At 52.3% G+C, this 22,763-nt stretch carries 21 protein-coding genes and 1 pseudogene; 20 read left to right on the top strand and 2 right to left on the bottom strand.

What is annotated here, in order from left to right; translation table 11 throughout:
* Positions 1 to 6 precede the first annotated feature (6 nt).
* A complete protein-coding gene (locus DW091_RS09505; protein ID WP_006573790.1) occupies positions 7 to 813 on the bottom strand; it encodes a helix-turn-helix transcriptional regulator in 807 nt (268 codons plus the stop codon).
* Positions 814 to 1,297: 484 nt separating this feature from the next.
* On the opposite strand from DW091_RS09505, the gene DW091_RS09510 reads away from it, so the two are divergent.
* From DW091_RS09510 to DW091_RS09540, 7 genes are all read left to right on the top strand, one after another.
* Positions 1,298 to 1,486, top strand: coding sequence for a hypothetical protein (locus DW091_RS09510; RefSeq protein ID WP_002304353.1), 189 nt, complete (start codon positions 1,298 to 1,300; stop codon positions 1,484 to 1,486).
* Complete coding sequence (locus tag DW091_RS09515; protein WP_015524256.1) at positions 1,483 to 1,824, top strand: DeoR family transcriptional regulator; 342 nt, start codon at positions 1,483 to 1,485, stop codon at positions 1,822 to 1,824. The genes DW091_RS09510 and DW091_RS09515 overlap by 4 nt, the downstream gene beginning before the upstream one ends.
* A complete protein-coding gene (locus tag DW091_RS09520; RefSeq protein WP_002594808.1) occupies positions 1,817 to 2,113 on the top strand; it encodes a DUF3847 domain-containing protein in 297 nt (98 codons plus the stop codon). The genes DW091_RS09515 and DW091_RS09520 overlap by 8 nt, the downstream gene beginning before the upstream one ends.
* A gap of 303 nt (positions 2,114 to 2,416) precedes the next feature.
* Entirely contained in the window at positions 2,417 to 2,866 is a 450-nt protein-coding gene (locus DW091_RS09525) for a hypothetical protein (RefSeq protein WP_117546830.1), read from the top strand.
* A 185-nt stretch (positions 2,867 to 3,051) separates the two neighbouring features.
* Entirely contained in the window at positions 3,052 to 4,632 is a 1,581-nt protein-coding gene (gene mobQ / locus DW091_RS09530; protein WP_117546829.1) for a MobQ family relaxase, read from the top strand.
* Between the two features lie 64 nt (positions 4,633 to 4,696).
* Positions 4,697 to 5,341: a CHC2 zinc finger domain-containing protein gene (locus tag DW091_RS09535; RefSeq protein WP_117546828.1), complete on the top strand. Its 645-nt coding sequence runs from the start codon at positions 4,697 to 4,699 to the stop codon at positions 5,339 to 5,341.
* Positions 5,310 to 6,647: a virulence-associated E family protein gene (locus tag DW091_RS09540; RefSeq protein ID WP_117546827.1), complete on the top strand. Its 1,338-nt coding sequence runs from the start codon at positions 5,310 to 5,312 to the stop codon at positions 6,645 to 6,647. The genes DW091_RS09535 and DW091_RS09540 overlap by 32 nt, the downstream gene beginning before the upstream one ends.
* A 28-nt stretch (positions 6,648 to 6,675) precedes the next feature.
* On the opposite strand, the gene DW091_RS20825 is transcribed toward DW091_RS09540, so the two are convergent.
* Positions 6,676 to 6,915, bottom strand: coding sequence for a hypothetical protein (locus DW091_RS20825; RefSeq protein WP_021682886.1), 240 nt, complete (start codon positions 6,913 to 6,915; stop codon positions 6,676 to 6,678).
* Between DW091_RS20825 and DW091_RS09550 the strand changes: the two genes are divergently transcribed.
* From DW091_RS09550 to DW091_RS09610, 13 genes and pseudogenes are all read left to right on the top strand, one after another.
* A complete protein-coding gene (locus tag DW091_RS09550; protein ID WP_003020324.1) occupies positions 6,889 to 7,086 on the top strand; it encodes a hypothetical protein in 198 nt (65 codons plus the stop codon). The two genes, DW091_RS20825 and DW091_RS09550, sit on opposite strands and share 27 nt — an antisense overlap.
* Positions 7,087 to 8,757, top strand: coding sequence for a recombinase family protein (locus DW091_RS09555; protein ID WP_118518038.1), 1,671 nt, complete (start codon positions 7,087 to 7,089; stop codon positions 8,755 to 8,757).
* Positions 8,758 to 8,847: 90 nt separating this feature from the next.
* Positions 8,848 to 8,931: pseudogene (locus DW091_RS09560) on the top strand (Maff2 family protein); the annotation flags it as partial.
* A 19-nt stretch (positions 8,932 to 8,950) separates the two neighbouring features.
* Positions 8,951 to 9,820, top strand: coding sequence for a VirB6/TrbL-like conjugal transfer protein, CD1112 family (locus tag DW091_RS09565; RefSeq protein WP_016289915.1), 870 nt, complete (start codon positions 8,951 to 8,953; stop codon positions 9,818 to 9,820).
* 177 nt (positions 9,821 to 9,997) lie between these two features.
* Positions 9,998 to 10,399, top strand: a complete 402-nt coding sequence (locus DW091_RS09570; protein WP_067539664.1) for a PrgI family protein — start codon at positions 9,998 to 10,000, stop codon at positions 10,397 to 10,399.
* Positions 10,350 to 12,788 (top strand): VirB4-like conjugal transfer ATPase, CD1110 family, encoded by a 2,439-nt coding sequence (locus tag DW091_RS09575; protein ID WP_067539662.1) that lies wholly within the window; start codon positions 10,350 to 10,352, stop codon positions 12,786 to 12,788. The genes DW091_RS09570 and DW091_RS09575 overlap by 50 nt, the downstream gene beginning before the upstream one ends.
* Positions 12,785 to 13,744 carry a site-specific DNA-methyltransferase gene (locus DW091_RS09580; protein WP_008978036.1) on the top strand — a complete coding sequence of 320 codons (960 nt, stop codon included), beginning with the start codon at positions 12,785 to 12,787 and terminating at the stop codon, positions 13,742 to 13,744. Before DW091_RS09575 ends, DW091_RS09580 begins: the two co-directional genes overlap by 4 nt.
* Positions 13,745 to 13,779: 35 nt before the next feature.
* Entirely contained in the window at positions 13,780 to 15,849 is a 2,070-nt protein-coding gene (locus tag DW091_RS09585) for a CHAP domain-containing protein (protein WP_002569174.1), read from the top strand.
* Between the two features lie 38 nt (positions 15,850 to 15,887).
* Entirely contained in the window at positions 15,888 to 16,166 is a 279-nt protein-coding gene (locus DW091_RS09590) for a DUF4315 family protein (RefSeq protein WP_002569175.1), read from the top strand.
* Positions 16,159 to 16,860: a DUF4366 domain-containing protein gene (locus tag DW091_RS09595; protein WP_002585094.1), complete on the top strand. Its 702-nt coding sequence runs from the start codon at positions 16,159 to 16,161 to the stop codon at positions 16,858 to 16,860. Before DW091_RS09590 ends, DW091_RS09595 begins: the two co-directional genes overlap by 8 nt.
* Positions 16,857 to 17,045, top strand: a complete 189-nt coding sequence (locus DW091_RS09600; RefSeq protein ID WP_002569177.1) for a hypothetical protein — start codon at positions 16,857 to 16,859, stop codon at positions 17,043 to 17,045. The genes DW091_RS09595 and DW091_RS09600 overlap by 4 nt, the downstream gene beginning before the upstream one ends.
* Positions 17,046 to 17,060: 15 nt before the next feature.
* Positions 17,061 to 19,151: a DNA topoisomerase 3 gene (locus tag DW091_RS09605; protein WP_008978034.1), complete on the top strand. Its 2,091-nt coding sequence runs from the start codon at positions 17,061 to 17,063 to the stop codon at positions 19,149 to 19,151.
* Between the two features lie 240 nt (positions 19,152 to 19,391).
* Positions 19,392 to 22,760 carry an antirestriction protein ArdA gene (locus tag DW091_RS09610; RefSeq protein ID WP_008978033.1) on the top strand — a complete coding sequence of 1,123 codons (3,369 nt, stop codon included), beginning with the start codon at positions 19,392 to 19,394 and terminating at the stop codon, positions 22,758 to 22,760.
* The last annotated feature ends 3 nt before the right edge of the window (positions 22,761 to 22,763 follow it).

Raw genomic sequence — 22,763 nt, forward strand, 5'->3', positions numbered from 1 at the left:
TTTTCTTTATCGTTTTTTCCTCTGGCTGATAGGCGTTCCCATTTTCTTTGATTTTTTGAGAATCCGAATCAGCCAGCGAAATTCTTCATCTGACAGATTTTTATAGTTGATACCAAGCTGCTTACAGTAAAGGACAACCAGCTTTTCATCACGGCTGCCCTTGAAATTTTCAACCGCTTCCAGATTTTCTTTCAGTTCATCGGCAACGGTGGTCTGAGGTGCACTCTCGCTGTCCTTTTTATGGGCTTCCCGAATATCCCGGATAATCAGGTTGAGGTCATCCCGTACCATGTGACTGAAATATTCATCATCACTGATATGGGCGGCTTGCAACACTTTCAAATGGGGGTCATCTTCGCCGGGGCGATACCGTTCAATGATTTCATGCCGGACGGTATCGACAAGGGCGTTGAGGTTTTGAATCTGCATGGTGGCAATCCCATCCACATAAATCTCAATGTCCGCAAGAAACTTGATAAAGTCCTTATGGGTGGCAAGTTCGCACAGCAGACGGTTGTTAATCCGACCGCTTTTCAGAAGTGCTACCATCTCATCACTCAAATGCAGCTCCCTTAATGGCGTGTTGATCTCCGCCCGGTTCTCTGTCCGGCAAAAGAGATAATCGAGGGACACCCCATAAAAATCTGCCAGCAGGATAAGGTTGCCATGATTGATTTCCTTATAGTCGTCTTTTTCATAACTGCCAAGAGCCGATTTTGAAATACCCGTTTGCTCAGCCAGTTCTTCCAGTTTTAATCCTTTGTTTAATCGTAAATCTTTTAGCCGTTCCTGTATTGTAGTAGCTCCGTTCATTGAAGCAGTTCCCCCTTTCTAACGACATTTATAACCGTTGAATTGATTATACCATATCAATTCCGCAATCGTGGAAATTTCTGATTTTTACCCCGAATTCCTACTTTGTGGACATACGGCACAGGGCACAAAAATGTTCTATGATACAGGTAGTTCATCGATGGATTATTCCAATCGAATGACCAGCCTGTGTGGGATATGCTTCCCCGGCGATGTAGTGCCATGACTTTTGGCAGGGATATGGAGGAACCCTGACCAAAACGAGCATACCAAAGGGAGCGATACGCCGCTGTGAGATTCAGGGGAGGAACGACACCGGGGAGAACTGGCGAACTGACACCGAAATGATACCGAAACACGACAATCTGATAGGGGGATAGTCTACCCTATCTCTGATACTTCGGGAGATTTTAGGCGGCTCTATGGCTGTAATTTTGCCGAAAATCGCCCCGAAACCATACACGAAAACGGGAGGAAGCGCAATATGCCGAGAATGAGCAAAAAGAGGAAGCATGAGCTTTCTTTTTACCTCAATGACCGGGGGCGTGTCACTTACAACGAATTATGCCGGAAATGCCAGCATGGGTGCAAGCAGAGCTTCCGGGCGGTTGTGATTGACTGCCCCCGTTATTTATCCAAACGAGCAAAGAAAAAGGAGGAACACACCGAATGATTTTTGAATTTATGACGATAGACACACCATTGCCGCCCTGTATGGCTTTTCCAAGAGCGTTGACAGGGTTTCCAGTCAGCAGCACCGCAAAGATCATGTACTGCCGGATGTTGGACGCTATGCTCTCCAATGGGCAGGAGGACGAGAACGGAATCCTGTTTGTCTGCTTCCCTGTCACAGCCATTGCCGCAGTCCTGTCCCGCAGCTCTATGACGGTCAAGCGTTCTTTGAATGAACTGGAAAACGCCGGACTTATCATGCGGGTGCGTCAGGGCGTTGGAGAACCAAACAGGATTTATGTGCTGATACCGGGAAAGGAGGACGCTGCCCTTGCCTGATACCTCAAAGCTGGAAAAACTCAATCGGGAGTTGGAGAAAAGCGAAAAGAAACTGCGGAAAGCCATCAATGATGAAAAGGCATTGCAGCACCAGTTAAAGCAGCTTACCCGAAAGGAACGGACGCACCGGCTCTGTACTCGTGGCGGTATGCTGGAAAGTTTTCTGCAAGAGCCGGAACGCCTGACAGATGATGATGTCATGCTGTTGTTGAAACTCATTTTTCACAGGCAGGACACGCAGGAACTATTGAAAAAACTGCTGGAACGGGAGAAGCCGGAAACCCCTTAGTTTACTAAGGGCGCAATTATACACCACCCAGAGGTTGGTGCATTGCGTTCTCCGAAGGCTCCTCGCCGGAGGGCTGTGATTTTCCGCAGTCATGGTCTGCTCCAAATCATACAGGGGACGCTACACTTCCCCTGCGCTGGCTGCCGCCAGCTACCCTTTTGTGGACTTGCCTGTTGGGGACACCTTGCGGTGCAAGCTGTTCCCAGCCGACAAGTTTCATAAAATACGCTATCTTTTCGATAGGCGATGAAGTATAATGGAGATGACAACAAATCGGGATTTTGGGAGCAGGAGAAATCGAGATTGGAGGATAAATTGGTGAACAAGATTTTCAAATGTCTTATTCGATTTTTGATAGAAGTGATAGTTATGACAGTTTTGATTGTTGGAATCAACATATTTATGAATGGTATGTATCTTTGGGAATTGCCCCGCATAAATGATATTCAGTCTGTAAATATCACGTATCCGAGTGTCACGGATGATGTTAAAGAAATTTCGAGCCGTGAGGATATTGAGTTAGCCTTAAAGCTAACGGGATTTCTGAAATATGATTTATTTGGGGAAGTGAATAGCGAAGAAGAACCTGCTATTACAATTACTTATTTTCTTAAAGATGGAACAAGCAAAACCATCTCCGCTAATAACACTACTGTCTGGTGGAACAATAAAATTCATGTAATCAAGGACAAGGAAATGTTTATCAACCTAACAGAGGGAATTTTCTTTCTGGAAGATTTACAAACAAAGTAAATCAATTCAAGTTTGTCAGCTTCACATCGGGTCAACTTGCCCCGAACTTTTACAATTAAATACCCGCCGCCCACATAGCGGCACACCGAGCAGGAAATCTGAAAAAGGTCTCCTGCTTTTTTTCTGCCAAAATGAGGTGGTAAAACGCCACCCCATCCACCAATTACCGAAAGGAGGGACACGAAATGCCCTGCCCACACAACGAAATCACGATTGTTCAGCGCAGCCAGCGACAGTCTGCGGTTGCCGCCGCTGCTTACCAAAGCGGCGAAAAGCTGTTCTGTGAATACGACCAGCAAGTGAAGCACTACCCGGAAAAGCGTGGTATTGTCCACAATGAAATCCTGCTCCCACCTAATGCCCCACAGGAATATGCAGACCGCAATACTTTGTGGAACGCCGCCGAAGCGGTGGAAAAACAATGGAACTCCCAGCTTGCAAGGCGGTGGGTGCTTACCATCCCCAGAGAGATACCGCCCGACCAGTATGCTGTCCTTGTCCGGGAGTTTTGTGAGCAGCAGTTTGTTTCCAAAGGCATGATTGCTGATTTTGCAATCCATGCCCCCCATCCGCCGGGACACAATCCCCACGCCCATGTCATGCTCACTATGAGGGCAATGGACGAACATGGAAAATGGCTTCCCAAGAGCCGCAAGGTTTATGACCTTGACGAAAACGGGGAACGGATAAAACTTCCGTCCGGCAGATGGAAAAGCCACAAGGAGGATACGGTGGATTGGAACGACCAGAAGTATTGCGAAATCTGGCGGCATGAATGGGAGGTCATCCAGAACCGCTATCTGGAAGCCAATGACCGCCCAGAGCGTGTGGACTTGCGTTCTTATGCCAGACAGGGGCTTGATATTATCCCTACTGTCCATGAGGGAGCTGCTGTCCGGCAGATGGAAAAGCGGGGTATCCAGACGAACATCGGCAACCTGAACCGGGAAATCAGAGCCGCCAACCGCCTGATGAAGTCCATCCGGCAGCTTATCCAAAACCTCAAAGGCTGGATTACCGAGCTGGGAGAAAAACGGAAAGAACTGCTTGCACAAAAGGCGGCGGAGGAAGCGACACTTCTTCCCAATCTACTGATGAAATATATGGAGATACGAAAGGAAGAACGGAAGGACTGGACGAGGTCTGGACAAAATCGGGGGACTTCACAGGACTTAAAGGCAGTCAGCGAAGCCCTGTCCTATCTCCAGCAAAAGGGGCTTTCCACTGTGGAGGACTTAGAAGCATTTCTGGAATCTTCCGGGAAATCAGCCGCAGATTACCGCAATCAGATGAAGCCAAAGGAAGCCCGAAGCAAAGTGATTGACGGGATTCTTGCCAGCCGGACAGACTGCAAGGAATGTAAGCCTTTCTATGAGAAGTACCAGAAGATATTTTTCAAGAAAACAAAGGAGAAATTCAAACAGGAACACCCTGATGTTGCCCGGTATGAGAAAGCCGCTGCCTACCTTGCCAAGCACCCAGACGATAAGGACAGTACCCAAAAGGAGCTGCAAGAGGAGCAGGAAAAACTTCTCAGCGAAATCGCAGAGCTGAAAGTACCGCTGACCGAGGTACAGGAGGATTTGAAGAAGCTGCGGGACATCCGCTACTGGGTACGGAAAGCCACACCCGGCACAGAGGAAAGTAAAGAGCCGCCTAAGAAGCAGCCCATCAAGGAAGTCTTGCAGGATAAGGCGGACGAGAAAAAGGCTCAAAGAACCGCCCCGGCACAGGCGAAACACAGACAACAGGATATGGAACTTTAACAGGCACTTGCATTTTCAATCAGAGAATGTCAGGTGCTTTTCTTATTTTCAAGGAGGGATAGATTTGAATGTATTTGAAGCTGTGAAGCAGTCCGTCACAACAAGACAGGCTGCGGAGCATTATGGAATCCATGTAGGTCGGAACGGGATGGCTTGCTGCCCGTTCCATAACGATAAAACCCCAAGTATGAAGCTGGATCGGCGTTACCACTGCTTCGGCTGCGGTGCGGATGGGGATGTGATTGATTTTACCGCCGCCCTGTATGGGCTGGGAAAGAAAGAAGCTGCCGTACAACTGGCACAGGACTTCGGGCTTTCCTATGAGGACTGGAAACCGCCGGGAAAGGCAAAAAAGCCCAAGCCCCGGCAGAAATCCCCGGAGGAACAGTTTCAGGAAGCAAAGAACCGCTGCTTCCGTATTCTTGCCGATTATCTTCACTTGCTTATGGCATGGAGAAAGGACTACGCCCCGCACTCCCCGGAGGAAGCCTTTCATCCCCGGTTCGTGGAAGCCTTACAGAAGCAAGCCCAAGTGGAATATCTGCTGGATATATTGCTGTTCGGGGAGACAGAGGAAAAAGCGGCTTTGATTGCGGACTACGGAAAGGATGTGATACAGCTTGAACAGCGAATGGCAGAGCTTGCAGCCGCAGACGCAGCAAGAACTAAAAAACACCATGAACGCCATGCAGCCGCCCCAGAGCATTGAGGAAATCAAGGCGGGGCTGGAAACTACCGAGAAAGGCGGTGTCCGTCAGAGCATACGGAACTGCCTGACCGTATTCCAGCGTGACCCGCTACTTTCCGGGGCTATTGCATACAACATTCTGACCGACCGCAAGGACATCATAAAGCCCATCGGTTTTCACAGGGAAGGCACCGCCCTGAACGATACAGATATGAAGTATCTGCTTCTTTATCTGGAAGAAACCTATGGGCTTACCAATGAGAAAAAGATTGATAACGCCATCGGGATTGTGGCGAATGAAAACAAGTACCATCCCATCCGGGACTATCTCAATACCCTTGTGTGGGACGGGACAGAACGAATCCGTTTCTGCCTGCGGCACTTTCTGGGGGCTGACGCAGACGATTACACCTATGAAGCGTTGAAGCTGTTCCTGCTGGGTGCAATCTCACGAGCCTTTCAGCCGGGATGCAAATTTGAAATCATGCTCTGTCTGGTAGGCGGTCAGGGGGCTGGCAAGTCCACCTTCTTCCGCCTGCTGGCAGTCCGGGACGAGTGGTTCTCCGATGATTTGCGGAAGTTGGACGATGACAATGTGTACCGCAAGCTGCAAGGTCACTGGATTATCGAAATGTCGGAAATGATGGCAACCGCCAACGCCAAGAGCATTGAGGAAATCAAGTCGTTTTTAAGCCGGCAGAAGGAGGTCTACAAGATACCTTATGAAACCCACCCGGCAGACCGCCCCCGTCAGTGCGTGTTTGGCGGCACTTCCAATGCCCTTGACTTCCTGCCCCTTGACCGTTCCGGCAACCGCCGCTTTATCCCCGTCATGGTTTACCCGGAGCAAGCCGAGGTTCACATTTTGGAGGACGAGGCCGCTTCCAGAGCCTATATCGAGCAGATGTGGGCAGAAGCGATGGAGATTTACCGAAGCGGCAGGTTCAAGCTGGCTTTCAGCCCCACCATGCAGCGGTATCTCAAAGAACACCAGCGGGATTTTATGCCGGAGGACACCAAAGCAGGGATGATACAGGCGTATCTTGATAAGTACACCGGGAGCATGGTCTGTTCCAAGCAGCTCTACAAGGAAGCCTTGAACCATGCTTTTGACGAGCCGAAGCAATGGGAAATCCGGGAAATCAACGAGATAATGAACCAGTGCATTGACCGCTGGAGGTACTTTCAGAACCCAAGAATGTTTTCCGAATACGGCAGACAAAAGGGCTGGGAGCGTGAAAACCCGGCAACGGACTCCGGCAACCCGTCTGAAAAAACGATGGACGGTTTTGTGGAGGTCACAGAACAGATGGAGCTTCCATTCTGAAAAGGACAGCCCGTTGCACCCCCTGTTGCTATCCCGTTGCCGAGCCGGTTGCCGGTGAAAACCCCTTATTTCCGGGCTTTTCACCCTTATAACAACCAAAACAACAGAAAAATAAAAGAAAAGTATAAATAGTAACCATCGCCAGATTGAGATTGTTTGCAAGGTCTTTTGAAGCCCGTTGCCGGACTTCGTTGCCGACACCCTCTGTCTGGCTATTTTCATGTATGGAGGATAACTGCCTATGGCAAAAAACAAAACAGAGATTCATGTGACCACTGTATTTGACGGGGAACTGGACGCCACTGATGTGTTCGTCAGCCTGATTTCCCAGAAATACGGCAAGACGAATACGAAAGAATATCTTGCTAAAAGGAAAGATATGAGCTATAATGAAGATGAGGTTCAAAAGAGCCAGATACCGTCTGGATTGTGTGGGTAAATGGCTATGATGAACGAAATGGAATATAGAACAATCGGAAAGGCACTTGCCGGGGGCTATCGTGCGGCGGTCTATTGCAGGCTGTCAAAGGACGATGACCTGCAAGGCGAAAGTGCCAGTATCGCAAACCAGCGTGATATGCTGGAAAAATACTGCGAAAAGCAGGGATGGGAGGTTGTGGCAGTCTATCAGGATGATGGCTTCACAGGTCTTAACATGGAGCGTCCTGATTTACAGAGAATGTTGAGAGCCATTGAGCGCAGGCAGATCAACCTTGTCATCACGAAAGACCTCAGCCGACTGGGGCGTAACTATCTGCAAACCGGGCATTTGATTGAGGACTTTTTCCCAAGAAACGGTGTCCGCTATATCGCCATGAATGACGGTATCGACACCCTGCGGGATAACAACGATATTGCCCCGTTCAAGAATATTCTGAACGAGATGTACAGCAAGGATATTTCCAAGAAAGTCCATTCCTCTTATCTTCTGAAAGCGCAGAAAGGACAGTTTACCGGGTGTCTTGCCCCTTTTGGGTATCGGAAAGACCCAGAGGACAGAAACCATCTGCTCATTGACGAGGAAACCGCCCCGATTGTGCGGCTGATTTTCGGATATGCCCTGAACGGTCATGGTCCGAACTATATCCGCAGACGGCTGGAGGAAGAAAAAATCCCCTGCCCCACATGGTGGAACCGGGAACGGGGGCTTCGCAATACCCGCACCAAATGGGAAAAGAAAGACCCGGAAAACGGGCGGTATATGTGGGACTTCTCCGTTATCAAAGACCTTTTGATGAATCCCGTCTACACCGGGGCGATTGCTTCCCAGAAAAAAGACTACCGCTTCAAAATCGGCACGATTGGGGAAAAGAAGCCGGAGGACTGGATTGTAGTGGAGGAACAGCATGAACCGCTGATTGACCGCATGAGCTTTGACATTGTGCAGAACAAGCTGAAATCCCGCCAGCGTCCGGGGCAGACCAATGAAATCAGCCTGTTTGCCGGATTGATAAAATGCGGCGAGTGTGGGAAGTCGCTGACGATACGCTACACAAACGCAAAACATCCCCAGCAGATTTACTCCTGCAAAACCTACAATGCCTTTGGAAAGAACCACTGCACCCAGCACCGGATTGACTATGACACCCTTTACAGCCATGTGCTGCGGAAAATCCGGGAATGTGCCAGAGCTGCCCTGATGGACGGGAAAGCGGTTGCCGACCGCCTGACTAATACCTGTGAAGCCGAGCAGCGGGAACAGCGGGAAGCAATGGAACGCTCCCTTACAAGGGACGAGGAACGGATTGAGGTTCTGGATAAAATGGTCATGCGGCTTTATGAGGATATGATTGCAGGGCGTATCAGTGAGCAGAATTTCAACACCATGCTGGAAAAGACACAGACCGAGCAAGCGGAGCTTAAAGCAAAAGTGTCCGAGGGCAGAAAGCGGCTGTCCGATGAAGTCCAGCTTGCCAATGACGCAAAACAATGGGTGGAAGCCATTCAGGAATACGCCAATATCACAGAGCTGGACGCAGCCACCCTCAACCGCTTAATCAAAGAAATCGTCGTGCATGAGCGCATTGACGAAGATAAAACAAGACACATTTCTATCGAAATTCATTTTAATCTCAAACCCATCCCAGAGGTGGAACAGGTCACTGCCTGACCTGTCCCGCCGGGACGGTTCTCTTAAAAACACCATATAGATTTTTTGTACGCCGCCGCCCGCCATCGAGCAGAGTTTTACACCTAATTGGGGATAAAACAGCTTATGGCGGGCGGCGGCGTTGCCCTTATCGGCATGACCCTTGTACCGCTGCTTTCCGGCTTGTTCGGTTAAGAAGCGCGGGTAAAGGCTTATGCAGAGCATACTTGACGCGATTAACGAATGGATAAAGGAAATCCTCATAGGAGCCATAAACGGTAATCTGTCAACTATGTTCGGGGACGTAAACGAGAAAGTCGGCACTATCGCCGCAGAGGTAGGGCAGACCCCGCAAGGGTGGAACGCAAATATATTCTCCATGATACAGACGCTTAGTGAGAATGTAATCGTACCCATTGCGGGGCTTGTCATTACCTACGTCCTATGCTATGAGCTTATCAGCATGGTAACGGAAAAGAACAATATGCACGACGTTGACACTTCCATGTTCTTCAAGTGGGTGTTCAAGGCGTTTGTGGCAGTCTACCTTGTGACGCACACCTTTGACATCACTATGGCGGTGTTCGATATGGCGCAGCACGTTGTTTCCGGCGCGGCGGGGGTAATCGGCGGCAGCACAGAGATTGATGTTGCCGCCGCCCTTGCTTCCATGCAAAGCGGGCTTGACGCTATGGAAATCCCCGAACTGCTCTTACTTGTCATGGAAACAAGCCTTGTGAGCTTGTGCATGAAAATCATGTCCGTACTGATAACCGTTATCCTCTACGGCAGAATGATAGAAATTTACCTTTACTGTTCGGTATCGCCTATCCCGTTCGCAACAATGACTAATCGGGAATGGGGACAGATAGGGAACAACTACCTAAAATCCCTGTTCGCGCTTGGCTTTCAAGGCTTCCTCATAATGATATGCGTCGGCATTTACGCGGTTTTGGTGAACAACATGATAATAGCGGACAACCTGCACAGCGCGATTTTTTCCCTTGCAGCCTATACCGTTATCCTCTGTTTCTCCCTGTTCAAATCCGGCGCACTGGCGAAGTCGATTTTCTCCGCGCATTAGCGGCGTGTCAAGGGTAGGGTGGAGATTTTCAGAGCAAAGCGGCGAAAATACTACCCGACCTTGACGCGGGAAAACCCCATAGAATAGGGACGGGCAAAGGGCAGAAATTGACCTTTGCCTTGATTACCCCTATGGGAACTTACAGCAGCAAAAAACCCAGAGAAAGGAGGTTTCCACTTGGCGTATGTACCCGTACCCAAAGACTTATCCAAAGTCAAGACAAAAGTAGCTTTCAACCTTACCAAACGGCAGATTGTATGTTTTGCGGTAGCTCTCCTGTTAGGGCTTCCGCTTTTCTTTCTGCTCAAAGACAGCACAGGCACAAGCCTTGCGTCTATGGCTATGATTGCCGTCATGCTGCCCTGTTTCCTGTTCGCCATGTATGAAAAGCATGGACAGCCCCTTGAAGTGGTGGTGAAGAACATCATACGGACGAAATTCATAGCCCCCAAAGAACGACCATACAGGACAGACAACTTTTATTCCGTCTTAGAACGGCAGAGAAAACTTGAAAAGGAGGTATCAGCGATTGCAAAAGGAAACACGAAGAAACAGCGCGGCGGGAAGCGCAAAGCCTAACCCGCCCCGCAAGCTCACCCGCGCCGAGAAAAAGCAGATTGCGGAAATCATCAGACAGGCAAAGGGCGACGGGAAAGCCCACACCGCACAGCAGACAATCCCCTATATCCAGATGTACCCGGACGGTATCTGCAAGGTTACGGGACGGAAATACTCAAAGACCGTCGCCTTTGAAGATATTAACTATCAGCTTGCACAGGCAGACGACAAGACCGCCATTTTTGAGAACTGGTGCGACTTCCTCAACTACTTTGACGCTTCCGTTTCGGTGCAGCTCTCTTTCATCAATCAGGGGACGCAGCGGGGCGAAGCGGAAAAGGCGGTCAATATCCCGGCACAGGAGGACGCTTTCAACTCTATCCGCACAGAATACCGGAATATGCTGAAAAACCAGCTTGCAAAGGGAAACAACGGGCTTGTCAAAGCAAAATATATCACCTTTGCCATTGAAGCCGACAGTCTGGGCGCGGCGAAATCCCGCCTTGCCCGTATCGAAACGGACGTACTCAACAACTTTAAGCTCTTGGGCGTGTCTGCCCGCCCCATGACAGGCTATGAACGCCTTAAAATGCTGCATGGCATTTTCCACCCGGAGGGCGGGCAGTTTGCCTTTGATTTTTCATGGCTTGCCCCGTCCGGGCTTTCCACAAAGGACTTTATCGCCCCATCCTCTTTCCGTTTTGGCGAGGGGCGTTATTTCCGCATGGGGCGCAAAATCGGCGCGGTTTCATTCCTTGAAATCCTTGCGCCGGAATTAAACGACCGTATCTTATCGGATATTCTGGACTTGGAAACGGGCGTTATCGTCAATCTGCATATCCACAGTATCGACCAGACCGAAGCCATAAAGACAATCAAGCGGAAAATCACCGACCTTGACAAAATGAAAATCGAGGAACAGAAAAAAGCGGTACGCAGCGGCTACGACATGGATATAATCCCGTCCGACCTTGCCACGTTCGGCAGCGAAGCGAAGAACCTCTTACAGGACTTGCAGAGCCGGAATGAAAGAATGTTCCTCTTGACGTTCCTTGTGGTGAACATGGCGGACACGAAGCGGAAACTGGAAAATGACGTATTCGCGGCGGCGGGCATTGCACAGAAGAACAACTGCGCCTTGACCCGCCTTGACTACCAACAGGAAGCGGGGCTTATGTCCTCTGTACCGCTTGGGGAGAACCTTATCCCCATTCAAAGAGGGCTTACCACGTCAAGCACCGCTATCTTTATCCCCTTTATCACACAGGAGCTTTTCCAGACGGGCGCGGCTTTGTACTACGGCTTAAACGCCCTGTCTAACAACATGATACTCTGCGACCGCAAGCAGCTAAAGAACCCCAACGGCTTAATCTTGGGTACGCCGGGAAGCGGGAAATCCTTTGCCGCCAAACGGGAAATGACAAACGCTTTCCTCATTACCGACGACGACATAATTATCTGCGACCCGGAAGCAGAGTATTTTTCCCTTGTGCAGCGGCTTGACGGGCAAGTGATACGGTTATCGCCTACGGGCAAGGGCATTGACGGGAAGCCCCAGTATGTGAACCCTATGGATATTAACCTCAACTATTCCGAGGACGACAGCCCCCTTGCGCTGAAATCCGACTTTATCCTCTCCCTCTGCGAGCTTGTAATCGGCGGCAAGGAGGGCTTGCAGCCCGTCGATAAGACCGTCATTGACCGCGCCGTTAGGAACGTGTACCGCCCTTTCCTTGCAGACCCCGACCCGGAGAAAATGCCTATCTTGGGCGACCTCTACGACGAGCTTTTGAAGCAGCCGGAGCCGGAAGCGGCGCGTATCGCGGCGGCATTGGAGCTTTACGTTTCCGGCAGCTTGAACGTCTTTAACCACCGTACCAACGTGGAACTTTCTAACCGCCTTGTCTGCTTTGACATCAAGCAGCTTGGGAAGCAGCTCAAAAAGTTAGGTATGCTCATTGTGCAGGACCAGGTATGGAACCGCGTCACCGTCAACCGGGCAGAAAGGAAATCCACCCGGTATTTTATGGACGAATTTCATCTTCTCTTGAAAGAGGAACAGACCGCCGCCTATTCCGTTGAAATCTGGAAGCGTTTCAGAAAATGGGGCGGCATACCCACAGCCATTACGCAGAACGTCAAGGATTTGCTTGCTTCCCGCGAAGTGGAGAATATCTTTGAAAACTCTGATTTTGTCCTCATGCTCAATCAGGCGGCGGGCGACCGGGCTATCCTTGCAAAGCAGCTCAACATCTCCCCGCAGCAGATGAAGTATGTCACCCACACCGAAGCGGGCGAGGGGCTTATCTTCTACGGGAACGTGGTGCTGCCCTTTGTAGACCGCTTCCCGAAAGACACCGAGCTTTACCGGGTAATGACGACGAAGCCGGAGGAAGTGGGCGAAGCATGACAAAATTAAGGACAGACACCATTATCAACCGGGACGCGCTCTATGCCTTGCGGGAGCTTCCAGAGGAAAGCGTACACTGTTGCGTCACAAGCCCGCCCTACTATGCGCTTAGGGATTACGGGCTTGATATGCAGATTGGGCGGGAGGACACGCCGGAGCAGTACATTGACAGGCTGACCGAGGTTTTCCGCGAACTGCGCCGGGTACTGCGTTCTGACGGTACGCTCTGGCTGAATATCGCGGACACCTACTGCGGCACAGGAAATAAAGGCTACCATGCAGACCCGAAGAACCCGAAAGGGAGAAACGGACAGCAGATTGCAAGAAACAACCGCGTTTCCGGCTGCAAACAAAAGGACTTAATCGGTATTCCCTGGCTTTTAGCTTTTGCCCTACGCGCTGACGGGTGGTATTTAAGGAGCGACATTATCTGGCAGAAAGAAAACCCCATGCCGGAGAGCGTGAAAGACCGCCCTACCCGCTGCTATGAACATATCTTTCTGCTTACGAAGTCAAAGAAGTATTTTTATGACGCAGCCGCCATAGCCGAGCCGTTAGCCCCCACAACGGCGGCGCGGTACCGCACCGGGCGCAGCGCGGGACAGAAATATGCGGACGAAGTACCCGGACAGGGGAACGTACAGGGGCTTAACCGGGCGCGAAGCGGCAGCTACTACGACGAAGCCCTCATGCCGACCATGCGGAACAGGCGGGACGTGTGGCTTATCAATACCGTTCCCTACAAGGGCGGGCATTTCGCCGCGTTCCCGCCAAAACTTGCCGAAACCTGTATCAAGGCGGGCTGTCCGAAAGGCGGCGTTGTGCTTGACCCCTTTTTCGGCAGCGGCACGACGGGGGCAGCCGCAAAGCAGCTTGACAGGCATTATATAGGCATTGAGATAAACGCCGAGTATTGCGCCCTTGCAAGGGCGCGGATTGGAGGGACAGACACATAAAACAATATAAGGCGCGTGAAAAAGTCACGCAGAAAATGACCCGCGAGGGGGCTGTCGAGGTAAACGCCGCTACCGGGAAAAAGAAACGTATCAGCAAGCGGATAAGGGACGCGGACTTTGCAAAGACCGAAGCCCCACCGCAGCCGGAACAGGCAGCGCAGCCCCTACCGGGCGGCGCAACTTCCCCGCCCTTAACCGACACGCCGCCGCTTCCCCATGCGCCGGGGGCAGAACGGGAACAGGACACCGCAGCAGCCGAGCGCGTCTTGGAACGTATCGACGGGGCGCGTACCAGAAAGGCGAGCAAAAAGGCGGCGAGGAAAGCACAGGCAGAAGCCACAGCAAAAGAAAAATCTTCCCGCTTGCAGTTTACCGACGAGGAACGGGCAACGCCGGAGCTTGAAAGGTATATCCGAAAATCGGACAAAGCAGCCGACCGTCTGGACGCGGCAAAGGCGGCTATCCCCAAAGAAAAGAAACTTGTACGGGAGCGCACCTTTGATGAAGCCACCGGGAAAGGCAAGACCCGCCTACATTTTGAGGAACAGGAAAAGCCCATAGGAAAGAATAAGCCCCACAATAACCCGCTATCCCGCCCCGCACAGGAAGCGGGTATTTTCGTCCACAACAAGATACATTCCGTTGAAAAGGACAATTCCGGCGTTGAGGGGGCGCACAAATCCGAAGAACTGGCAGAGCGCGGCGCAAAGTACGGGGCGCGGAAAGTCAAGGAGGGCTACCACAGCCACAAGCTCAAACCCTACCGGGCGGCGGCAAAGGCAGAGAAAGCGGCGTTCAAGGCGAATGTGGATTTCCAGTACCATAAAGCCCTGCATGACAATCCGCAGATTGCGGGCAATCCCCTTTCCCGCTTCATGCAGAAGCAGCAAATCAAGCGGCAGTATGCAAAGTCGGCAAGGAAAGGCGGCGCAAAAACGGCGCAGAAAGCCGCAGAGAACACCCGCAAGGCGGCAAAAAAGACCGCCGAGGAAACAAAAAAGGCAATCGCTTTTGTAGGGCGGCACCCGGCGGGCGTATGTATCGCCGTTGCCGCGCTGCTCTTATTCATCATGGTATCGGCGGGGCTTTCCTCTTGCGGTTCCATGTTCTCCGGCTTGATGAACGGCATACTTGGGACTTCCTACACGTCGGAGGACAGCGACCTTGTGGCGACGGAGAACAATTACGCCGCAAAGGAAAACGAGCTTCAGCAGCAGATTGACAATATCGAAAGCACCCACCCCGGCTATGACGAATACCGCTATGACCTTGACAGTATCGGGCATAACCCCCATGAGTTAGCGTCCTACCTCACCGCCCTTTTGCAGACCTACACCCCGCAGAGCGCACAGGCAGAGCTAAATCGCGTCTTTGCCATGCAGTACACTTTGACGCTGACAGAAGAAACGGAAATCCGCTACCGCACAGAAACAAGCACAGACCCGGAAACAGGGGAAACGACCACCGAGGAAGTACCCTACGAGTACCATATCCTCAACGTGAAGCTGACGAACAAGCCCATTTCCGAGATTGCGGAGGAACTTCTAACGCCACAGCAGCTTGAAATGTACCGCGTCTATCTGGAAACAAGCGGAAACAAACCGCTGATTTTCGGCGGCGGCTCCCCCGATATGGGCGCGTCCGAGGATTTAAGCGGCGTACAGCTTGTAAACGGCACACGCCCCGGCAACACCGCCGTTGTAGACCTTGCGAAGCGGCAAGTCGGCAACGTGGGCGGGCGACCCTTTTGGAGCTGGTACGGATTTAACAGCCGCGTGGAATGGTGCGCCTGTTTCGTTTCATGGTGCTACAATCAAGCCGGAAAGAGCGAGCCGCGCTTTGCCGGGTGCCAGTCACAGGGCGTACCCTGGTTCCAGTCACGCGGGCAATGGGGCGCGAGGGGCTATGAGAATATCGCCCCCGGCGACGCTATCTTTTTCGACTGGGACGGGGACGGGAGCGCAGACCATGTGGGGCTTGTTATCGGAACGGACGGGGAGCGCGTCTATACCGTCGAGGGCAATTCCGGCGACGCCTGCAAGATAAAGAGCTACCCCGTCAATTACTCCTGTATCAAGGGCTACGGCTTAATGAATTGGAACTGACAACAAAAAAATGAAAATCTGAAAGGAGAAATTTATTGATGGCTATGAACAAAATTGAACGTATCGACAAAGAGATTGCAAAGACCCGCGAGAAAATCACCGAGTACCAGAACAGATTAAGGGGGCTTGAAGCGCAGAAAACCGAAGCGGAAAACCTGCAAATCGTACAGCTTGTGCGCTCCATGCGCCTTTCCCCGCATGAGCTTTCCGCTATGCTTTCCGGGGGCGGTATTCCGGGTATGGAAGCCGCGCCGGGCTACCCCGCAGAACCCGCAGACCATGACACCGAAGAAATGGAGGACACCGAGAATGAATAAGAAAATCCTTAGAACCTTGACCGCACTTTGCGCCGCCCTTGTACTTATGGGCGGCTTTTCCGTCACCGCTTTTGCACAGACCCCGGAGGGAGAGGACGACACCAACGACAGCGGCGTTGTCTACGAGGAACCCCAAAAGGAAGAACCCCTTACCCCGGACGGGAACGCGACCCTTGTAGACGATTTCGGCGGCAACAAGCAGCTTATCACCGTAACGACCAAAAACGGCAATTACTTTTATATCCTCATTGACCGGGACGACGAGGGCGAGGACACCGTACATTTCCTTAATCAAGTGGACGAAGCCGACCTCTTAGCACTTATGGAGGACGGAAGCACCGAAGCAGCCCCGCCCGCCGTTTGCAGTTGCACCGATAAATGCGAAGCCGGAAAGGTAAATGTGAGCTGCCCTGTCTGCAAGGACAACATGACCGCTTGCAGCGGCAAGGAAGCGGAGCCGGAAACCGAGAAACCAACAGAGCAGCCCAAAGAGAAAGGCAATACAGGCGGGCTTGTGCTTTTCCTTGTCGTGGCACTTCTTGGCGGCGGGGGCGCGTTCTATTATTTTAAGTTTATGAAGCCAAAGCAGAACGTCAAGGGCGACACCGACCTTGAAGATTTCGATTTTGACGATTACGACGAGGACGAGGGGGACGGGCTTTCTGATGAAGAACAGGAGGACGAGGAAGCATGACGCTTTTCACCGAAAACCCTTTAGAAAAAATGATGGTACAAAGACCCACCGGGCGGCGTGACAGTGCGCCGCCCGTTCCAAAATCCCCGGCGTGTATGCGTTGCCCTTATAAGGCGCAATCCCCCTGTATCGGCTATTGTCTGAAACAGGCACAGGAGAAGAAGCACACCGCGCCGGAACGCTGAAAGGAGGATTTTTTCATGGCATTTAGACTTGTGATTGCAGAAAAGCCGAGCATGGCGCAGACTATCGCCGCCGCGCTTGGCATTAAGGGGAAACAGGACGGGTATATCGAGGGCGGCGGCTACCTCATTTCATGGTGCGTCGGGCATTTGGTACAGCTTGCGGAAGCTGCCGCCTACGGGGAGCAATATAAAAAATGGAGTTTTGACAGCTTACCCATTCTGCCGGAGGAATGGCAGTACGCCGTTGACCCGGACAAGGGGAAGCAATTCAAAACCATTAAAGAGCTTATGCACCGCGCCGACGTTTCCGAAGTGGTAAATGCGTGTGACGCGGGGCGCGAGGGTGAATTGATTTTCCGCTTTGTCTACGAAGTGGCGGGCTGCAAGAAGCCCATGCGCCGCTTGTGGATTTCTTCAATGGAGGACGGGGCGATTAAGGCGGGCTTTGCTTCCCTCAAAGACGGGCGGGACTATGGCGCGCTCTTTGCGTCCGCCCTCTGCCGCGCAAAGGCTGACTGGCTTATCGGCATTAACGCCACCCGGCTTTTCTCCTGCCTGTATGGAAAGACCTTGAACGTGGGGCGCGTCCAGACCCCGACCTTAAAAATGCTCACCGACCGGGACGCGGCTATCTCCCATTTCCAGAAAGAAAAATATTATCATGTTCGCCTTGATTTATCCGGCGCGGACGCGGCAAGCGAAAGGATTTCGGACAAGGCAGAAGCCGACGCGCTGAAAGGGGCTTGCGAAGCGGGAAAGGCGGTATGCGTTTCCCTTACCAGAGAGAAGAAAACCGCAGCCCCGCCAAAGCTCTTTGACCTTACCTCTTTGCAGCGGGAAACGAACCGCATTTTCGGTTACACCGCAAAGCAGACCCTTGACCTTGCACAATCCCTTTATGAAAAGCGGCTCCTTACTTATCCGAGGACGGACAGCAGCTTTCTTACTGACGACATGGGCGGCACCGCAGCGGACATTATCGCGCTGCTTTGCGAAAAGCTCCCCTTTATGGCGGGCGCGGACTTCACGCCGGAGATTGCAAAGGTATTAGACAGCAAGAAAGTATCAGACCACCACGCAATCATTCCCACTATGGAGCTTGCAAAGGCTGACCCGGACGCGCTGCCGGAAAGCGAGAAGAATATCCTTACCCTTGCGGGGGCGCGTCTGCTTTTTGCCACCGCCGAGCCGCATATTTATGAAGCGGTTACGGCGGTTTTCTCATGCGCCGGGACAGACTTCACCGCAAGGGGAAAGACCGTACTTGCGGAGGGTTGGAAAGAGCTTGAACGCAGATACCGGGCGACGCTGAAAGATAAGCCCGAAGCAGAGGACGGGGAAAATGAGGGCGTGACGCTGCCGGAGCTTTCCGAGGGACAGAACTTTCCTAACCCCGCCGCAAAAGTAACGGAGCATACCACAACGCCGCCGAAGCCCCACAGCGAAGCGTCGCTTCTCTCTGCTATGGAGCGAGCCGGGAACGGGGACACCGACCCGGACGCGGAACGCCGGGGGCTTGGCACTCCCGCCACCCGCGCCGCCGTCATTGAAAAACTGGTAAAGGGCGGCTTTGCAGAGCGCAAGGGGAAGCAGCTTATCCCCACGCAGAACGGAGCCGCCCTTATATCAGTCTTGCCGGATATGCTCACTTCCCCGCAGCTTACCGCAGAATGGGAAAACAATCTGACGCAGATAGCAAAGGGAGCCGCAGACCCCGGCGAATTTCTGTCCGGCATTGAAGCTATGGCGCGGGAGCTTGTGCAGACACACGCCGCAGCACTGGACGGGAAAAAGGATTTGTTCCGGGAGGAAAAGCCCTCTGTCGGCAAATGCCCCCGTTGCGGTTCCCCCGTCCATGAGGGGAAGAAAAACTATTATTGCAGCAACAAAGAATGTGCCTTTGTCATGTGGAAGAATGACCGCTTTTTCGAGGAACGCAAGACCGCTTTTTCCGCGAAGATTGCCGCCGCGCTCCTTAAATCCGGCAAAGTGAATGTGAAGAAGCTCTATTCCCCGAAAACAGGCAAGACCTATGACGGAACTATCGTTCTGGCTGACACTGGCGGGAAATACGTCAACTACCGTATCGAAGTACAGAAGAACTAAAAACTTGAATAGCAAGCATAGGAAGCGGGTACCCACTTCCGTAAATCCCCGTTGCGACGCTGACGCGCCGGACGGGGATTTTGCTTGTTGGGAAGTTTCCCAAACCCTCTTTTGCGGAGGGCTTCACCCTCTAAAAATTTTTGAGAAATCTTTGGCAGAAATGCGGGCGTACCCGTAGTAGACCATGCAGCCCAAAAATGCAGCTTGTGACGCTGCCCCAAAGAAAGGAGGTTTTTCACTATGGCAAGTTTACGGGACACCGTAAAGGACTATCAAGACGAGCTTAGGGACGGTATCGCATGGGTGGCGTTCTGGAAACAGGGGCGTTCATGGAACGCGGAATATTTTCATCTTGATATGGACGACACCCTCTACCCGGAGGACAGGAGCCGGTTAGAGGAAATCAAAAGCACCGACCCCGCCGCCGTTATCCTAAACGGCTATTACTGCGGGCATTTAGGCGAGGACATGAGCCTTGACGAGCTGACCGCCGGAGTGCGCTACCACTACGAAAACAGCATGAACGACATTGACGGTTTTATCGGGGCGCATGACGACAGGCTTCCCCCGGAGGTTATCGAGGAAGCGAGGGCAGCCGCCCATGAAGCGGGGCTTCCCTTTTCCGAAAAGCCCTACCGGGACGGAGAGGATTTTAACCCCTATGTATTTGACGGGAGCATGAGCATTGAGGATTTTGAGCTTATGCACCGCATGATTGAAAAAGAAAGGAGCGAACAAATGGCAGAACCGATTTTAAGCGGCTATCTTTCCAATCTTGGGAAGTACACCGAGGGCAGACCCGCGGGCGAATGGGTGACGTTCCCCACGACTGCCGAACATCTGAAAGAAGTCTTTGACCGTATCGGGATTGACTTCAAGCATTACGAGGAATGGCATTTCACAGAATTTCAATCCCCTATCCCCGGCTTGGCGGAACATTTAAGCGAGTATTCCCACCCCGACGAGCTGAACTATTTAGGGAAGCTCTTGGAAATGCAGTTTGACGACGACCGGGAGAAATTCATTGCAGCCATTGAATACGGCGACCATGCCGACAGCTTACAGGACATCATCAACCTTGCACAAAACCTTGACTGCTACTGGATTTATCCGTCCGTCCACAATGAAGAAGAATACGGGCGTTATCTGGTTGATGAACTGGAAGAACCCGAACTGCCCGAAGAAGCGAAAAAGTATTTCATGTATGAGGAATACGGGCGCGACGCTTCCATTAACGACGACGGTATGTTTACCGAAAAGGGCTATATCTACAACAACCGCAACACCTTTACAGAATGGTACGACGGGCGCGACGTTCCACAGGAATACCGGGTAACGCCGCAGCCCCCGCAGCGGTCACGCCCCGACCCGGAAAAAGCAGATTTTGACGCAGCCGCGCCGGGGCAGAGAACCGCGCAGACCGCAGAGCAGCCACAGGAGCCGCGCCCGGTTATCCCTATCGTGCTGACGAGCGAGAAGCCCGCCGAGAAATTAAAAGAGATTACCGACCGTCTGGAACAGGGTATTGCGGAACTCTTTGACAGCGAGCGTTACAAGGAATATCTGAAAGTCATGTCAAAATTCCATAATTACAGCTTCCGAAACACCGTCCTTATCGCCATGCAGAAGCCGGACGCTTCCCTTGTGGCGGGCTTTTCCGCTTGGAAGAATAACTTTGAGCGAAACGTGATGAAAGGGCAAAAGGGAATTAAAATCATTGCCCCGTCGCCCTATAAAATCAAACAGGAAATGCAGAAAATCGACCCGCACACACAGAAGCCCATAATCGGCAAGGATGGAAAGCCCGTCACCGAGGAAAAGGAAGTCACCATACCCGCCTACAAGGTGGTATCCGTCTTTGACGTTTCCCAGACCGAGGGAAAGGAGCTGCCGGATATTGCCGTTGACGAGCTGACGGGCGACGTTGACCGCTACAAGGATTTTTTCGCAGCCCTTGAAAAGACTTCCCCCGTTCCTATCGCCTTTGAGAATATCGAGGGCGGCTCTCATGGCTACTACCACTTGGAGGACAAGCGCATTGCTATCAACGAGGGCATGAGCGAATTACAGACCTTAAAGACCGCCATTCACGAAATCGCCCATGCGAAGCTGCACGACATTGACCTCAACGCGCCAAAGGACGAGCAGCAGCCCCACGTTGACCGCCGCACCCGCGAAGTCGAAGCGGAAAGCGTCGCCTATACTGTCTGCCAACATTACGGGCTTGACACGTCGGACTACTCTTTCGGCTATGTCGCCGGGTGGAGCAGCGGGCGGGAGCTGTCCGAGCTGAAAAGCTCCCTTGAAACGATACGCAGCGCAGCCGCCGAGATTATCAATTCCATAGACGAAAATCTTGCGGAGCTGCAAAAGGCACAGGACAAGGAGCAGACCGCCGGACAGGAGCAGCCCACCAGAGAGGAAAAGGCAGCCCCGAAAGAACAGCCGCAGCCGGAAGCCCCGGCAAAGGCAGATACAGCCGGGAAAGAGAAGCCGGAAGCAGCCGCACCGGGAAAATCCGGCGCACAGGAAAAGGCGGGCGCAGCCCCGAAAGAAGCCTTTACCCCGGAAACGATTTACAAGATGCGCCGGAACCCTTACGGCGACAGCCCGGAAAACAGCCACCTCTTGCAAGCCTATGTGACACAGGAGAACGGGCGGGCGAAAATGGGCGACGTGCTTTATACGGGAACGCCGGAGAAATGCCGCGAGCTTATGGGGCAGCTCAAAAGCGGCGGGCTGACCGAGGGCGACGTAAAGCAGCTTTACGCAAAGGCACAGGAAACGGCGCAGACCGCCGGACAGGACAAAGACACCTTTTCCATTTACCAGATAAAAGGCGGGGACGAAACAAGGGATTTCCGCTTTGAGCCATACGACCGCCTGCAGGCGGCGGGAAATGTGGTTGACAGGGCGAACTATGAGCTTGTCTATTCCGCGCCCCTTGCGCCGGAAACTTCCCTTGAAGATATTTACACCCGTTTCAATATCGACCACCCCAAAGATTTTAAGGGACACAGCCTTTCCGTTTCGGACGTGGTAGTGCTTCATCAGGACGGACAGGACGCGGCGCATTTCGTTGACAGTGTAGGTTTCCGGGAAGTGCCGGAGTTTTTACAGGAGCAGAAGCAGCTTACCCCGGACGACTTGGAAACGGGCGAAACTGTCAAAACACCGAGAGGGACTTTCCATGTAACCGCTATGAGCCGGGAGCAGATAGAAGCCGCCGGATATGGCTTTCACCACCAGTCGGACGACGGAAAGTATCTGATTATGGGGAATGGGACGCGGGCGTTTGCCGTTGCCGCAGAACAGGCGCAGCGGGACAATCCCTTGAAAACCGCCGAGCAGACCATAGAGCAGAACGGAAACATGATTGACGGTATCATCAACAACACCCCCACCGTTGACGAACTGGAAGCAAAGGTAAAGGCGGGCGAGCAGATTTCCCTTGTTGACCTGGCTAACGCTGTCAAAGCCGACAAGGAGCGCGGCAAGGGAGCGAAGCCGGAAAAAAAGCCCTCTATCCGGGCGCAGCTTAGAGCCGACAAGGAAAAGGCGCAGAAGAAAAACGCAAAGCAGAAGTCACAGGACTTGGAAAGGAGCTGACCC

This window comes from Eubacterium sp. AM05-23, from assembly GCF_003477535.1.
Lineage (GTDB): Bacteria > Bacillota > Clostridia > Eubacteriales > Eubacteriaceae > Eubacterium > Eubacterium maltosivorans.